The organism is Nonomuraea endophytica (assembly GCF_014203235.1).
Lineage (GTDB): Bacteria > Actinomycetota > Actinomycetes > Streptosporangiales > Streptosporangiaceae > Nonomuraea > Nonomuraea endophytica.
The window spans coordinates 239,564-254,084 of sequence record NZ_JACHIN010000005.1; the positions used below are offsets into that span (position 1 = coordinate 239,564).

12 protein-coding genes are annotated in these 14,521 nt (G+C 72.0%); 6 read left to right on the plus strand and 6 right to left on the minus strand.

Annotation, left to right across the window (positions count from 1 at the left end):
- Positions 1 to 68: 68 nt before the first annotated feature.
- Complete coding sequence (locus tag HNR40_RS20015; protein WP_184963427.1) at positions 69 to 2,480, minus strand: PQQ-dependent sugar dehydrogenase; 2,412 nt, start codon at positions 2,478 to 2,480, stop codon at positions 69 to 71.
- Positions 2,481 to 2,801: 321 nt separating this feature from the next.
- Here HNR40_RS20015 and HNR40_RS20020 point away from each other — a divergent pair, with 321 nt between their 5' ends.
- Positions 2,802 to 4,328, plus strand: a complete 1,527-nt coding sequence (locus tag HNR40_RS20020) for a glycoside hydrolase family 88 protein (RefSeq protein WP_184963429.1) — start codon at positions 2,802 to 2,804, stop codon at positions 4,326 to 4,328.
- A 43-nt stretch (positions 4,329 to 4,371) separates the two neighbouring features.
- Here HNR40_RS20020 and HNR40_RS20025 read toward each other — a convergent pair whose 3' ends face one another.
- Together HNR40_RS20025 and HNR40_RS20030 are read right to left on the minus strand one after the other, a co-directional pair.
- Entirely contained in the window at positions 4,372 to 4,974 is a 603-nt protein-coding gene (locus tag HNR40_RS20025; protein ID WP_184964269.1) for a hypothetical protein, read from the minus strand.
- On the minus strand, positions 4,971 to 5,738 hold the full coding sequence (locus HNR40_RS20030) for a bestrophin-like domain (RefSeq protein ID WP_184963431.1): 768 nt from the start codon (positions 5,736 to 5,738) through the stop codon (positions 4,971 to 4,973). Before HNR40_RS20030 ends, HNR40_RS20025 begins: the two co-directional genes overlap by 4 nt.
- Positions 5,739 to 5,913: 175 nt before the next feature.
- Here HNR40_RS20030 and HNR40_RS20035 point away from each other — a divergent pair, with 175 nt between their 5' ends.
- Both HNR40_RS20035 and HNR40_RS20040 read left to right on the plus strand, forming a co-directional pair.
- A complete protein-coding gene (locus HNR40_RS20035; protein ID WP_221340606.1) occupies positions 5,914 to 6,669 on the plus strand; it encodes a tRNA(His) guanylyltransferase Thg1 family protein in 756 nt (251 codons plus the stop codon).
- Positions 6,670 to 6,671: 2 nt separating this feature from the next.
- Positions 6,672 to 7,595 carry a phosphotransferase gene (locus HNR40_RS20040; protein WP_221340607.1) on the plus strand — a complete coding sequence of 308 codons (924 nt, stop codon included), beginning with the start codon at positions 6,672 to 6,674 and terminating at the stop codon, positions 7,593 to 7,595.
- 4 nt (positions 7,596 to 7,599) lie between these two features.
- On the opposite strand, the gene HNR40_RS20045 is transcribed toward HNR40_RS20040, so the two are convergent.
- Both HNR40_RS20045 and HNR40_RS20050 read right to left on the minus strand, forming a co-directional pair.
- On the minus strand, positions 7,600 to 8,289 hold the full coding sequence (locus HNR40_RS20045; protein ID WP_221340608.1) for an SDR family oxidoreductase: 690 nt from the start codon (positions 8,287 to 8,289) through the stop codon (positions 7,600 to 7,602).
- A gap of 54 nt (positions 8,290 to 8,343) precedes the next feature.
- Positions 8,344 to 10,236 carry a hypothetical protein gene (locus HNR40_RS20050; RefSeq protein ID WP_184963433.1) on the minus strand — a complete coding sequence of 631 codons (1,893 nt, stop codon included), beginning with the start codon at positions 10,234 to 10,236 and terminating at the stop codon, positions 8,344 to 8,346.
- A gap of 297 nt (positions 10,237 to 10,533) precedes the next feature.
- Here HNR40_RS20050 and HNR40_RS20055 point away from each other — a divergent pair, with 297 nt between their 5' ends.
- The gene (locus HNR40_RS20055; protein WP_184963435.1) at positions 10,534 to 11,814 is read left to right on the plus strand and encodes a proprotein convertase P-domain-containing protein; all 1,281 of its coding nucleotides are present in this window, start codon (positions 10,534 to 10,536) and stop codon (positions 11,812 to 11,814) included.
- Between the two features lie 53 nt (positions 11,815 to 11,867).
- Positions 11,868 to 12,755, plus strand: a complete 888-nt coding sequence (locus HNR40_RS20060; protein WP_184963437.1) for a helix-turn-helix domain-containing protein — start codon at positions 11,868 to 11,870, stop codon at positions 12,753 to 12,755.
- On the opposite strand, the gene HNR40_RS20065 is transcribed toward HNR40_RS20060, so the two are convergent.
- The gene (locus HNR40_RS20065) at positions 12,752 to 13,246 is read right to left on the minus strand and encodes an ion channel (RefSeq protein WP_184963439.1); all 495 of its coding nucleotides are present in this window, start codon (positions 13,244 to 13,246) and stop codon (positions 12,752 to 12,754) included. The genes HNR40_RS20060 and HNR40_RS20065 overlap by 4 nt on opposite strands.
- A gap of 63 nt (positions 13,247 to 13,309) precedes the next feature.
- Between HNR40_RS20065 and HNR40_RS20070 the strand changes: the two genes are divergently transcribed.
- Entirely contained in the window at positions 13,310 to 14,521 is a 1,212-nt protein-coding gene (locus HNR40_RS20070; protein ID WP_184963441.1) for a glycosyltransferase, read from the plus strand.

The following is a 14,521-nucleotide window of genomic DNA, read 5'->3' on the forward strand; positions in this document are numbered from 1 at the left end:
CTCCGCTCGGGGGGTGACTCGCCCGGCGGCCGCTGGTGCGGCCGCCGGGCGAGTGCTGGGCGGTCAGGTCACTGGATGTTGGAGCGGCGGATCACGTCCGGGTTGCCGTTGCCGTTGTTGTCGGAGTTGGTGGAGCCGAACCAGATCGCGCTGGCTCCCGGCACCTTCTCCACCGCGCGCAGGCGGCCGTAGGTGCCGTTGAAGTAGCTGTTGACGGTGCCGACGTTCTCGCCGTTGAGGACGATGCGCCACAGCCGCTGGCCGCGCAGGGCGCCCATGAAGACCGTGTTGTTGACGATGGCGATGCCGGACGGCGAAGCCTCGCCGACGCCCCAGGTCCGCTTGGGGTTGGTCATGCCGGAGACGGAGCAGGTGCCCTCGCACTGCGGCCAGCCGTAGTTCTTGCCCGACTGGATCAGGTTGAGCTCGTCACGCGAGGAGTTGCCCAGCTCGGAGGACCACAGGCGGCCGGCGGAGTCCCAGGCGATGCCCTGCGGGTTGCGGTGGCCGTAGCTGTAGACGCGGCTGTTGAACGGGTTGCCGGGGGCCGCGGCGCCGGTCTTGGTGATGCGCAGGATCTTGCCGTTGAGCGAGCTGAGGTTCTGCGCGTGGCTGGTCTGCTGGGCGTCGCCGGTGGTGGCGTAGAGGTAGCCGTCGGGGCCGAACTTGAGCCGGCCGCCGTTGTGGTAGCGGTTCTTGGCGATGCCCTGCAGCAGCGAGGTGTAGCCGGACAGGGCGGTGCCGTTGAAGTTCATCTTGGCGATGCGGTTGCCCTCCGAGGAGGTGTGGAAGAAGAACACCTCCTGGTCGGAGGTCCCGTTCCAGGTCTTCGACATCGCCAGGCCCATCAGGCCGCCCTCGCCGCCGGTGGTCTGGCTGTTGGGTACGGTCCCCACCTGCGTCTTCGTGCCTGAGGGGGTCAGCTTGAACACCCGGAAGGTGTCGCGCTCGGTCACCAGCGCGAACGAGCCGTCCGGGGCCCAGGAGATGTCCCAGGGGATGTCCCAGGCGCCCGCGATCGTGCTCGGGGCCTGCGGCACGGTGCCGCAGCCGCCGGTGGTGAAGGAGTCCGACGCCGCGCTCGGGGTGGACAGCTGGTTGGCGGAGTCACGCGCGACCACGTGCAGCTGGTACGTCTTGTCGCACTCCAGCGCCACCTGCGCGGTGTTGGCCGGCGGCGTGCCGGTCACGGTGTGCAGCACGGTGTTGCTCGCGTCGCGGATCAGGTAGGCGCGCACGCCGTTGTCGTCGGAGGAGGCGGTCCAGGTCAGCGTGGCCTGCGTCGGCTGGACGCCGGTGACGGCGGGCTTGCCCGGCTGCGTCGGCGGGTCGTCCGGCGGCGCGGGCTGCGTCCGGCAGGTGACCTCGGGGCTGCTGTCGGAGACGTTGCCCGAGCCGTCACGCGCGAAGACGGAGATCGTGTAGGTGAAGTCCGCCTGCAGGCCGGTCAACGTGTGCGGGGGCGCCGCGGCGGTGCCGATCTGGGTGCCCAGCTGGAAGATGTCGTAGCCGGCCACGCCGATGTTGTCGGTCGACGGCGGCCAGTCCAGCCGGAGGCTGTTGTGGGTGATCTGGGTGCAGGACGGCTGGCCGGGCGCGGTCGGCTTCTCGGTGTCGCCGGGTCCGGTGACGTCCAGCTTGTCGAGGTTGGGGCCGCCGTTGGCGGTGCTCGACGTGGCCCTGATCGTGTTGGCGCCGGCGGTGAGCGCGGTGTTGAGGCTGACGGTCTGCCAGGTCGGCCAGGCTCCCGTGGAGGGGAAGTTCAGGCTGACGGGGGCGCCGCCGTTGATCGAGATGTCCATCGGCCTGGCGTCGGCGGTGCCGTTGGCGAAGCGGAAGGACAGGCCCTGCGTGCCGGCGGTGGCCGAGCTCACGGTCCACTGAACGTAGCTGCCGACGAGGTTGTCGAGGTTGACGAAGCCGGAGCCGGTGTAGCCGGGGTGGTTGGACTCCACGGCGCCCTGGGAGATCGTCGCGCTCTCGGCCTGGTACTCGGTGGTCGGCGCGGACATCTCGACGTCGAGGAAGTCCCAGTTGGGGTTGCCGCCGGTCGCGGAGGCGGTGGCCCTGATCTTGTTGGGCCCGGCCTGGAGCGTCGCGGTCAGCGTGCTGGTGGTCCAGGTGGACCAGGCGCCGGTGGGGGCGAACGCGCGGTCGTCGGCGACGAGGGTGCCGTTGACGCTGATGTCGCTGGGCCGGTTGGCGGTGGTGCCGTTGGCGTAGCGGAGGGCGAGGGTGGCGGTTCCGGCGGCGGGCGCGTTGACGGTCCACTCCACGTACGGCCCGGCGACGTTCTCCCCGTTGACGAATCCGGTGCCGGAGAATCCCGCGTGGTTGGACTCGACGGCGCCCTGGACGATCGTGGCGTTCTCGGCTTCGTGGCGGATGGGCGCGGCCTGGGCGGCCGTGGGAGGCAAGGCGGTCAGCATCCCGGCGGCGAGCAGGAGGGCACAGGCTCCCCGGGACCTACGTAACTTCATGGTGCTCCTTGAGAACTGGCGGCGAAAGATTGGAGCTTTTCATCGTGTTCCCACAAAGAGTCACATCCGTCAACAGATTTCAGATCTTGGAACGCTCCATTCTTTAAGAAGGTTTCCTAACTTCGGAGAGTCAAAGATCCGATGTTCTGGTAGGGCCCTGGACGCAGCAACCGTTTGGTGATAGCTCTGGAGCAGATCTCTTCCGGCGAAAGATTGGATCTGTCTCCCGGGCTATATCAGCCTCCAGCTAGCCCGGGAGACCTCACTCTGCCGTCAGGGGCAGGTGATACATGGGATGTCTCACAGTGAGGAGTCTTCGCCGTGATCCTGAAGATCACCACGGCGCTCATGCTGGCCGCCCAGTTGCTCCACACCCAGCCCGCCGGCGCGGCAGCGCTCCTCGAAGCCGAGAACGCCGCGATCTCCCAGGGAGTCGTCGAGTCCAACCACCCCGGCTACACCGGGACTGGTTTCGTCAACTATGACAACCTCATCGGCTCCTACGTGGAATGGGCCGTCGAGTCGTCCGAGGCCCGCACCGTCAGCCTGACCCTGCGCTACGCCAACGGCACCGCGGCCAACCGGCAGATGAACGTGGCCGGCACCGTCGTCGACTTCCCGGGCACCGGCGCGTGGACCAACTGGCGCACCGCCCGCCTCACCGTCTCCCTGGCCGCCGGGACCACTCCGATCAGAGCCACCGCCACCACCGCGAACGGCGGGCCCAACGTCGACTCGCTGTCGGTGGACGAGCCGGGCGGCGTCGACTGGTCCACCGCGGTGGTCGAGTCGACCATGGCCCGCCACTCCCCCGGCTCGCTCGGCGGCTGGGGCTACACCCGCGGCCTGTACCTGTGGGGCCAGTACCTGGTCTGGCAGCGCACCGGCGACCCCCGCCTCCTGCAGTACATCAAGGACTGGGCCGACCGCTTCGTCGACTCCTCCGGCGACATCTCCCACAGCTTCAGCAACCTCGACAGCATGCAGTCAGGCAACGTGCTGCTCGCGCTCTACAAGGAGACCGGCCAGAGCCGCTACCGCACCGCCGCCGCCAAGATCCGCAACCGGCTGAACACCTACCCGCGCACCACCGACGGCGGCTGGTGGCACTCCACCTCCGACTCGCGCCAGGGCCAGCTCTGGGCCGACGGCGTGTTCATGGTCAACCCGTTCCTGGCCCGCTACGGCGCGTGGGTCGCCGAGGACGCCTTCACCCGCACCGAGCCGGCCAAGCAGATGGAGATCTACTACAGCCGGCTCAACCGCACGTCGGGCAGCGCGGCCGGCTTGCTCTATCACGCCTACGACCAGCCCGGCGGGCTCACCGCCTCCTGGGTCAAGCCCTCGCTCGGCAACACCAACGGCATCTCCTGGTGCCGGGCCATCGGCTGGTTCGGCATGGCCGCGATCGACATCCTCGAGATCATCCCCGCCGACCACCCGCGCCGCGCCGCGCTGATCACCATGCTCCGCAACCTCGTCCCCGCCTACGCCACCTGGCAGGACCCGGCGACCGGGCGCTGGTTCCAGGTCGTGACCGAGCGCGGCAACTCCGGCAACTGGACCGAGACCTCGTGCTCGGCCATGTACACCTACACGATCTCCCGCTCGGTCGAGCGCGGCTACGTCGACCCCTCCTACCAGGTGTACGCCGAGCGCGGCTACCAGGGCGTCCTCGCCAAGGTGTCGACCGGCTCCGACGGGCGCACCAACATCGTGGACATCAGCGAGGGCACCAATGTGGACGACGTGTTCAGCTACTACTTCAACCGGGCGCGGCCGGTCAACGACTTCCACGGACTGGGCGCGTTCCTGATCATGAACGAGCAGATGACGCGCACCCGCTGACGTTTCGTGGCCCGCCCGGAAGGCCGGGCGGGCCACGAAACGGCTAACGGAAGGCGCCGAAGGCCACGGCGGTCGTCGAGGCGATCGCGGTGGTCAGCACCACCAGCAGGAGCACCGTGCCCAGCGGGTTTCTGCGCGGGGGCGGCGGCTCGGGGACGCGCACGCGGGCGCGGCGCGCGCTGGGTGTCGGCTTGGGCTCCGGGGTCGGCGTGGCCGTCTCACGCTCCACGACCTTCGGCTGGACGACCGGCTGGGTCACGGGTGACGGCGTGGGTGTGGGCGTGGGTGTGGGCGTGGGCGTGGGTGTGGGCCGCGCGGGGGTCGGTGTCGGTTTCCTGGTCGGCTCCGGGGTCGGTTCCGGCGTCGGCTCAGGTGTGGGCGTCGGCTCGGGGGTCTTGGACGGCGGAGGCGGGGGTGGCGGTGGCGGCTCGTGGGCGCATCCCAGCTGGACGCTCACCAGCCCCAGTTCCAGGCAGATCGAGATGTCCACCGGCCCCGCCACGACCTCGGAATCCGGCTCGGGACCGTGCCGGGCCGTACCGTGGTCGGGGGGTGGTGAGAAGGCGGCCGCGCCCGGCGCGACCGCGCACAGCACGAGGGTCATCGCCGCCACGAGCAGCGGCGTGCGTGGCAGAGCCACGGTCACACGCCCCCGGATATGCGGGCGAACTCCTGCAGCGCCGCGCGGAACGCGTCGGGGCCGACCGCGAGCGGCCCGTCGAAGACGCGCATGATGTCCCAGGTGAGGTAGATGCCGAAGCCGAGCATCGCGGCCAGCGCCATCAGCGGCAGCACCGACCAGCCGCGCGGCCGGGCGCCGGCCAGCAGCGGGAACAGCACCACGATGATTCCGGACAGCGCCGTCAGCAGGAGCAGGCCGTTCGGCGGCGTGGCCCCGGCGTCGATGACGCGCTGGGCGCGCGCGGCGGCGAGATCCTGGACGTGGGCGAGCACCTGGTCCTGTGCGTCGGCCACGTCGTCGGACTTGGTCGCCAGCCCGGTCACCTGCGTGCGCAGCGCGTCGACCCGCTCGGCGCCGACGGGGTCGACCGCGCCCTGGGCCATGAGCGGCCACTCGCTGTCGACGACGAACCCGACGTAGTCGCGCAGCCCGGAGCGGACCGCGTCGCGCGTCGCGTCGGGCAGGCCGGCGGCCGCCCAGTAGGCCTCGACGGCCGCCTGGCTCTCCGTCTGGGTGTTCTGGCGGGCGGAGTCGGCCTTGGTCCAGGGGACGATGATCGCGATCGCGAACGCGAGCAGGAACAGCGCCGACAGCATGGCGCCGGCGTGCGCGACCGACGGACCGCCGGGGTCGTTGTCGTCGCTGCCCTTGCCGATCTTCCTGAACACGAGGGCGGCGAGCGCCACCACGCCCACCGCCGCCCCCACCGCGAGCGCGTAAGCCACCATCGTTTTTTCTCCCGGGAATCGCCGTGATTACATTGCGTCACGTAGCTATCACGTACGGCAGTCGCGTGTCCGACGATCTCGGTGAACTGGCCGGACCCGGCCAGGACGGAACAGGACTTTTCGGCCAGGGCCAAAATCGGGTGCCCCGCCGCCGCATCCTGTGCCAGGCTCGGGTGTGCACTACAGCGAACTCGAAGCCCGGATGCGGGCCGGCGAGTGCTTCCACGATCTCCGGCTGGACCCCGGCGCCTGGGCGATCGTGCGGGTGGACGGCCGGAACTTCTCGCGCTACACCGAGCGGCGCTACGGCAAGCCGTTCGACGAGAGGTTCTCGGCGCTGATGGCGGGCACGGCCCGCGCGCTGCTGGAGGAGCTCGGCGGACGCTACGCCTACACCGAGAGCGACGAGGTGTCGGTGGTGCTGGCGCCCGCGTTCGCGATGTTCGGCCGCGGGCTGCAGAAGCTCGTGTCGATCTCGGCCGCGGTGGCCGCCTCGGCGTTCACCCACGAGGCGGGCGAGCCGGTGCAGTTCGACAGCCGGGTGTGGCTGGGCGCGGGCGTGGACGACGTCATCGACTACCTGTCGTGGCGGCAGGCGGACGCGGCCCGCTGCGCGCTCAACGGCTGGTCCTACTGGACGCTGCGCGGCACCGGCCAGAGCCAGCGCGAGGCCGCCCGGGCGCTGGAACGCACCGGCGTCGCGGCCAAGAACGAGCTGCTGTCGCACCACGGCGTCGACTTCAACGGCCTGCCCGCCTGGCAGCGCCGGGGCGTCGGCCTGTGGTGGGAGAACCACGAGCACCCCGGCCACGACCCGATCCGCGGCGTGGACGTGGTCACCCGGCGCCGGCGCGTGCGCGTCGAGCGCGAACTGCCCATGAAGGACGACTACCGGCGGCTGCTCGCGCGGCTGCTGACCGAGAGGACGTGACCTTGCGGAACCCTCCCGCCGACATCCGCACCGACGACCTGCTGCGCGCGCTGCGCGAGCACTGGGACCTGCCGATCGAGCGGCTGACCCACGCGCCGGTCGGCTTCGGCGACCACCACTGGACCGCCGACGGCCGCTGGTTCGTCACCGCCGCCCGCCCGGCCCGCTCCTTTGACGCGCTGGCCGCCGCGATGCGCACCGCCGCGAGCCTGGACCTCGACTTCGTGGTCCGGCCGCTGCCCGCCCGCGACGCGGCGCCGATCGCGGCCTTCCCGCCGCACTACGCGCTGACGGTCTACCCCCTCGTCGAGGGTACGGCGGGCGAGTTCGGCCAGGCGCAGACCGACTCCGACCGTACGGCGATGGCCGCCCTGCTGGCCGAACTCCACGGCAGCACAGCCACCGGCGTCCCGGTCTTCGACCCGTCGCTGACCGGCCGGGCCGCCCTGGAGCGGGCCCTGGACGAGCTCGACCGGCCGTGGACCGGCGGCCCGTACGCGGAGCCGGCCCGCTGCCTGCTGTCCGGCCACGGCGCGGCGGCGCTGCGCGAGGTCCTGGCCGGGTTCGACGCCCGGGCGGCCGAGCACGGCGCCGGCACGGTGATCACGCACGGCGAGCCGCACCCGGGCAACGTCCTGCGCGCGGGGTCCAGGCGGCTGCTGGTCGACTGGGACACGGTGGCGCTGGCTCCGCCCGAGCGGGATCTGTGGCTGGCGCTGGGCGACTGCCGCCGGGCGCGGGAGGCGTACACGGCGGCGGCGGGCCACGAGGTCTCGCAGCCGGCCATGGACTTCTTCCGGCTGCGCTGGCAGCTCGACGACATCTCCCTCTACGTCCAGGACTTCCGCGCCCCGCACGAGGACGACCCGGACACGAGGACGGCCTGGGACGGCTTCCGCGAGTACGTGGCGGCCGTGGCCCGCTGACCGGCTACAGGGGCGCGGAGAGCCCGGCCTTCACCTCGCGGGTGAACGCGTCGGTCAGGACCTCTTCGCGTCCCCGCTCGACCGCGTCGAGCGTCTGGGCGGCCACCTCTTCCGGGCTGATCTTGGACTGGGTGACGCGGGCGGCCATGTCGGTGTCGATGAACGCCGCGTGCACCCCCACCACCAGGGTCTTCTGCTCGCGCAGCTCCTGGCGTACACCGTTGGTCAGCGACCACGCCGCCGCCTTGGAGACGGAGTAGGAGGCGGCCTGGGGCAGCACCACCCAGGACAGCACCGACAGCACGTTGACCAGCGCGCCGCCGCCGTTGCGGGCCAGCACCGGGGCGAAGGCCCTGGACATCTCCAGCGTGCCGAAGAAGTTCGTCTCCATCTCCGCCCGCGCGGCCCGCGCGTCGGGCTCGGTGACGAGCCCGCTGGTGCGGGAGATCCCCGCGTTGTTGATCAGGAGGGTGACGTCGCCGAGCTTCGCGGCGGCAGCGGCGACCTGGGCGGGGTCGGTGATGTCGAGCCTGACCGGCACGACGCCCGGTTCGGTGACGGTGCCCGGGTCGCGGGCGCCCGCGTAGACGGTCCGCGCGCCCCTGTCCAGCAGGGCCCGGGTGAAGGCCCGACCCAGCCCTCTGTTGCCTCCGGTCACGAGCGCGACCGCGCCTTCGATCGGCAGTCCGGTCATGGCGTCCTCCTAGTGAGTTTGAATTTCCAACTCACTCTACACCAGGCTCGTCGCTCACCTCAGGACGGGCACCTTGTCCCCTTGCTCGTTGACGGCCGTCAGGGCGGGGGCCCCGCTCGTGGCCTTGGTGGCGTACCGGCCGCTCGTCTCGCGTCCGTCGAGCGTGATCCGGACGACCCGGCGGCTGCCCGCGCTCACGAAGTACCTCTTGCCGGACGGCGCCGTCCACTTCACCCCCGCGACCACGTCCCGGCGCAGGCGGCTGCAGTCCCAGCTGCCGGTCCTGGTCGCGGTCGCCGTGCCCACGGTGCGCGCGCCGCGCCGCGTGACCAGGACCGCCCGCACCGAGTTGCCGCCGGTGGCGTCCGACAGCCGCAGGCACATCCACCGCCCGCCGACCCCCTCGGGCAGCCTCCCCGCCCAGAACTCCCACGCCGTCGCCGCCTGGATCTCCCCCGACGGCCGGTCGAGCACACAGCTCAGCGCCCGCCAGGCGCCGAACCCCTCCGCCAGCGCGTCCAGCTCCCAAGGCCCGTACCGGTTGATGTCGGCGGGTGGCGGCGGCTGGTAGGTGGCACTCGCCGACGACAGCCGCCCGAAGTCCAGCATCGTGTACGGCATGCCGTGCGCGATCTCCGGCGCCCGGAACCGCAACACCGGCCCCCGCCAGCACCCCTGCCCGGAGGCTGATCCCGTGGCGTCGGCGGTGATCGGAGCGGTGACCCCGTCCTTCAGGCCGACCTTGCGCCAGCGCGGCCCACCGCCCGACAGGGCCGCCGCCGACACCTCGGTCACCCATGGCGGCACCAGATAGCGGTTGCCCCGCGGGGTGGCGAGCAGCTTCAACGGGCTCGTGCCATCAGGCTTGGCCCGAGGCGCAGGCAAAACCTCCAACCCATCCTGCCCACCCGAGACACCCTGCCCACCCGAGACACCCTGCCCACCCGAGACACCCTGCCCACCCGAGACACCCTGCCCACCCGTGGCGCCCAGCCCACCGGCGACCCCCTGCCCGCCAGTGGCGCCCTGACCGCCGGTGGCGCCCTGACCGGCCGTGGTGCTGTGTCCGGCCGTGGTGCTGTGCCCGCCCCTGGCACCCTGCCCACCGGTGGACGGCTGGCTGGCGGTGGTGGTGTAGCGGGCTATGCGGTCGTGGCGGCGGAGCAGGACGATCCGGGCTCCGTCCAGCTCGCCCGCGTAGATCAGCTGGACGGGCCCGGAGCCCCAGGCTCGCTGGGCCCGCCGTACCAGCTCGACGTCGTCGGTGAGGGAGCCGCGCGGCGGCCAGGAGGCGAGCGTGAGGTCGGTGCCCGTGCGCCAGGCGCCCGCCGCCGCGCGCTCGACCCGCAGCGGCGCGGCGCTGACCGGCCCGCCTGAGCCGACGTCGGGCGCGGCCACGGCCACCGCGCCGAGCAGCAGGAGGGCGGCGAAGGCGATCCGGACGCGGCGCAGCGGGCGGCCGTAGACGCGGGCGACGGACGGGTCCAGGGCGAGGGCGCCGTGCGTCTGCTCCACCGCCCGCGCCTCGGCCAGCGCGCCGCCGGGGTCGGCGGCTCCGGCGCCCGCGAGGATCTCCACCACCTCGGCGGGCGGGCGGCCCTCCAGCAGGAGCATCGCGTAGGCGGCGCGGCCCGCCCCGGTGAGGCCGTTGAGCTCGCGAAGAAGCGCCACGTCGGACCTGGACACCACGACGGGCACCACCTCGACCGGCCCGAGCCGCCCCGACCACGGCATGAGGCGCAGCCGCAGCACCCTGCGCAGGAACACGCGGCGCAGGCCGGCCTCGTCCAGCCTGCCGTGGCGGGCGACGGCGGCGGCGGCCAGCCGGTGCGCCCAGGCCAGCCGCCGGTCCTCGCCGCCGGTCGCGGGCAGGGCGAGGTAGCCGAGCAGGACCAGGTCCCGGTAGGGCTTGGCGAGGATCCGGTTCCCCCGTATGGACCGCCGCATCACGACCTCACCGCCTGTGTTCGCATGCCTGCATATTGTGACTAGGAAGGTACGGCAGGCATTGCGGCCGTGAGGGCGTTATCAGGAAATCTCCACCGGCTGCCTCAACGCTGAAACTTCAACCCCCAGGAAAAGCTCATGCCCCCGACCTGCCAGAACATAAGCCGTCTTCAGCGTTGAAGGCGGATTTATCAGCGTATTGGGGTGGCCGCCACCGAGGGTGGTTGTTGCCCCACCGCGGACTGGTGGACGGTACACGGCGAGAGACCGCCTCCGGAGTGAGAAGGAGAGCCTTCGATGAGGCACCGCCGTTTATCCACCGTTCTCGCAGTCATCGTCCTTACCGCCGCGTCCATGGGCGCGGCGGCTCCCACCGCCCAGCCCGACCTGGACTCGACCGTCGTCCAGCTCATGACCGCCCGCAGCCAGGCCGACGGCTCCAGACTCGCCGCCGCCGGCGCCGGCACCGAAGTGAACGTGCAGCGCCGCAGTCCGCGGGGCGACTGGGTGTTCGGCTCCTCGGTGATCAAGGCGCCCAACGTCGAGGGCGCCTACCCCGAGGGCTGGCTCTTCGTCGCCCAGCGCACCGCCGCCGGATGGAAGGCCGGTCTGGACGGCACGCCCGAGTTCGCCGCCCTGGCCCAGCAGGCGCCCGCCTCCGTGGTCAGCGACGGCGAGAAGCGTACCTTCGCCGCCAACACCAAGGCCCAGACCCAGGCGCAGGCCGCACCCACCGGCCTGTCCCTGCCCTACCCGCAGGGCGCCTCCTGGAAGATCATCGGCGGGCCGCACGGCTGGTCGGGCCAGCCCAGGCCGTGGAGCTCGATCGACCTCGACAGCCGGGCCAGCGACCGCAGCGTGCTCGCCGCGCAGTCCGGCCGCGCCTACTGGGTCTGCTCCAACGGCGGGCACATCCGCATCATCCACGACAACGGCTGGACCACCGAGTACTACCACCTGCTCAACGAGATCCGCCCCAACGGCACCCAGCTCAAGATGGGCGACTACCTCGGCCTGACCAGCACCCGCATCCCCTGCGGCGGCTCGGCGGGCAGCAACCACGTGCACTTCGCGCTGAAGAGCGGCTCCTCGTGGGTCGCGCTTCAGGACAAGACCATCGGCGGCTGGACCTACTTCGAGGGCTCCGGCGCGTACGGCGGCGGCGCCCGCAGAGGCACCACCACCCGCTACGTCGGCGACTGGATCCAGAACTACGGCCCGGAGACCCCCGGCGGCCGCACGTTCGAGAACGCGGCCAACGTGGACGTCGCCGACCTGGGCCAGGGCGAGTCCCCGATCACGGTCACCGGCGTGCCCGGCAACGCGCCCGCCACGCTGAGCGTCTACGCGGACGTCCACCACGGCTGGCGCGGTGACCTGCAGCTCGACCTCGTCAGCCCGACCGGCGTGGTCTACCGGCTGCGCGATCCGGCGCCGGACGACGACGGCACGATCATCCACGAGACGTACACGAAGAACGCCGCCGATTCGCCCGCGAACGGCACCTGGCGGCTGCGGGTCAAGGACGTCGACTCCAACCACTCGGGCTATATCGACGCCTGGAGCCTGACTTTCTGACACATGCGCTGTAAATTCGGGCTGATCACTCCTGAAACAGGGGAGTTGTCCCGATGGATCAGCATTTTGACCGCTTACTCCGTGACGCGATCACCGCGCGCGGACTCAGCCTGGAGCGCCTGCACGCCCGCCTGTCCCAGCGCGGCATCAAGGTCAGCCTGGCCAGCCTCAGCAACTGGCAGCGCGGGAAGTGCCGCCCGGAGCGATCGCAGTCGCTCCGGGCACTCCACGCGCTGGAGGAGATCCTCGCCCTGCCGGGCGACACTCTCATCGCCAGCCTGGGTCCGCCCAGGCCGAGGGGACGCTGGGTGAGCCATGTGCCGGGCGCGGTGCCGTACCGCGATCTGTGCCCTGAAGCGGGGAGCCTGCAGCGGCTCCTCGGCGAGATCAAGAACGTCACCGACGGACAGCTCGCGCTGCTGTCCTACCACGACCACATCACCACGGGGACGGACCGCGACGAGCGCTCGGTGCGCACCCGGGCGGTCTTCCAGGCCCGCTCGGACGGCGTGGACCGGCACGTGGCCATCCACTACAACGAGCGCTCGCACCTGCCCGAGGACTTCTCCGCGTCGTTCTGCAGGCTGGGCCGGGTCAAGAAGGACGAGCCGGCCGGGCTGACGGCACTGGAGCTGCTGTTCGACCGGCCCCTGGCGGCCGGGGAGACCTATGTGGTGGAGTACGAGTTCCGCTACAGGAAACGCGGGCCGCAGGCGCTGTTCTACAACCGGTGGTTCCGCTTCCCCGCGCACGCGTACCTGCTGACCGTGCAGTTCGCGCCGGGGGCGACGCCGGTGCGCTGCTTCCGCACGCACCAGCCGACGACCGCGACCCCGCCCGCCGACGTGGGCGAGTTACGGCTGAGCGGCTGGGACTCGGTGCACATCGCCGACGTCGAGGTACGGCCCGGCGTGCACGGCGTCCGGTGGGAGTGGGCCTAGCGATCCTCGCGGATCATGGCGGCCCGGTAGGCGCCGACCAGGGACGCGAGGATCACCAGGTCGAAGATGATCTGCGTGGCGACCAGCGCGCGGGCCAGTTGCCCGACCGCGTGCACGTCGCCGAAGCCGACGGTGGCGATGGTGGAGACGGTGAAGTACAGGGCGTCGGTGCGCGTGCGCAGGCCCGCGAACTGGGCCGGGTCGATCGTGGCCACCATGAGGTAGCCGAGGGCGAAGAAAATCGTCACCACGTACACGATCAGCAGGAGCGTGCGCAGCCTGGCCTTCTTGTCGTGGTGGGCGACCGCGATCGTGTGCCGGCCGAACACCCAGACCAGCACCAGCACGCCGAGCATGAACAGCGCGGCCGCCACGCCGAGCCGCGCCACGCTGGAGCCGTCGCCCAGCGGGATCAGGTAGTAGAGCGCGACGAGCCCGGCCACGACGGCCAGGTGCTGGAGGGCGGTCAACAACCAGCGATGATCGGCCATGACTCACTGTGACCGCACGACGGGCACGGCTTCGGCCGGGACACGCCGGGGTAGTGGGAAAACGTGAAGGTGCTCCTGCTCACGATGGGCAGCCGGGGGGACGTGCAGCCGTACGTCGCGCTGGCGCGCGGGCTGCTGGCCGCCGGGCACGAGCCGGTCGTGGCGGGGCCGCGGCGGTTCGGGTCGCTGGCGGCGCCGTACGGGATCGCTTTCGAGCCGTTGCCCGATGAGATGCTCGACCTTCAGGACCAGGTCAAGGGGCAGGGGGCGGGCGCGGCCATCACGGCGGCGCGCTCGGTGAAGCCGATGGTGCGCCAGGTGCTGGACGCGGAGGCGGCGCTGATCGAGCCCGGCCCCGACGTGATCGTCTACCACCCGAAGGCGCTCGGCGGGCCCTACCTGGCGGAGAAGGCCGGGATCCCGTCGCTGGCGGGGCTGCTGCTGCCGCTCTACGTGCCAACCGCCGACTTCGCCTCCCCCATCCTCCCGGTACGGCTGCCGCCCGCCGTCAACCGGGCCACCTGGCGGGTCGCGGCGGCGGTCGAGGCGCCCTACCGCTCGGTGGTGCGCACGTGGCGGACGGAGGTCCTGGGCCTGTGCGAGGGCTTCCGCCCGGCGGCGGAGCTGATCGCGGCCGGGCCGGTGCTGCACGCGTGGAGCCCCCGCCTGCTGCCGGCGCCCGCCGACTGGCCCCCGCAGGCGGATCCGATCGGCTTCTGGATCCTGCCCGCCGCCGACTGGACCCCGCCCGAGCGGCTGGCCGCGTTCCTGGAGGAGGGGCCGCCGCCCGTCTACGCGGGGTTCGGCAGCATGGCCGGGCGGGATCCGCGCGGTCTGGCGGCGACCGTCGTGGAGGCGGCGCGCCTGGCCGGACGGCGGGCGATCCTGGCGACGGGCTGGGGCGGCCTGCGTACCGACGAGGAGAGCGAGGACGTGCTGGTGATCGAGGAGGCGCCGCACGACTGGCTGCTGCCGCGCGTGGCCGTGGCGCTGCACCACGGCGGCATCGGCACCGTCGCGGCGGCCCTGCGCGCCGGGGTCCCGCAGGTCGTCCGCCCTTTCCTCGGCGACCAGCCGTTCTGGGCCGACCGCCTGCACCGGCTGGGCGTCGCGCCCCCGCCACTGCGGGGACGGCCGCGCGCGCCCGAGGTGGCCGCCGCGTTCGCGGCCGCCCTGGAGCTATCCGGTACGGCGGCCGCCGTCGCCGCCGACGTGGCCACGGAGGACGGCGTGGCCGAGGCGGTCTCCCGCATCGAAACGCTCGCGGCCCGCTAG

What these genes read in the sequence shown, in the direction of transcription:
- HNR40_RS20015 (WP_184963427.1), bottom strand. Translation starts at nt 2,480, where the DNA reads ATGAAGTTACGTAGGTCCCGGGGAGCCTGTGCCCTCCTGCTCGCCGCC.
- HNR40_RS20030 (WP_184963431.1), bottom strand. Translation starts at nt 5,738, where the DNA reads ATGGTGGCTTACGCGCTCGCGGTGGGGGCGGCGGTGGGCGTGGTGGCG.
- HNR40_RS20045 (WP_221340608.1), bottom strand. Translation starts at nt 8,289, where the DNA reads ATGACCGGACTGCCGATCGAAGGCGCGGTCGCGCTCGTGACCGGAGGC.
- HNR40_RS20050 (WP_184963433.1), bottom strand. Translation starts at nt 10,236, where the DNA reads ATGCGGCGGTCCATACGGGGGAACCGGATCCTCGCCAAGCCCTACCGG.
- HNR40_RS20055 (WP_184963435.1), top strand. Translation starts at nt 10,534, where the DNA reads ATGAGGCACCGCCGTTTATCCACCGTTCTCGCAGTCATCGTCCTTACC.
- HNR40_RS20060 (WP_184963437.1), top strand. Translation starts at nt 11,868, where the DNA reads ATGGATCAGCATTTTGACCGCTTACTCCGTGACGCGATCACCGCGCGC.
- HNR40_RS20065 (WP_184963439.1), bottom strand. Translation starts at nt 13,246, where the DNA reads ATGGCCGATCATCGCTGGTTGTTGACCGCCCTCCAGCACCTGGCCGTC.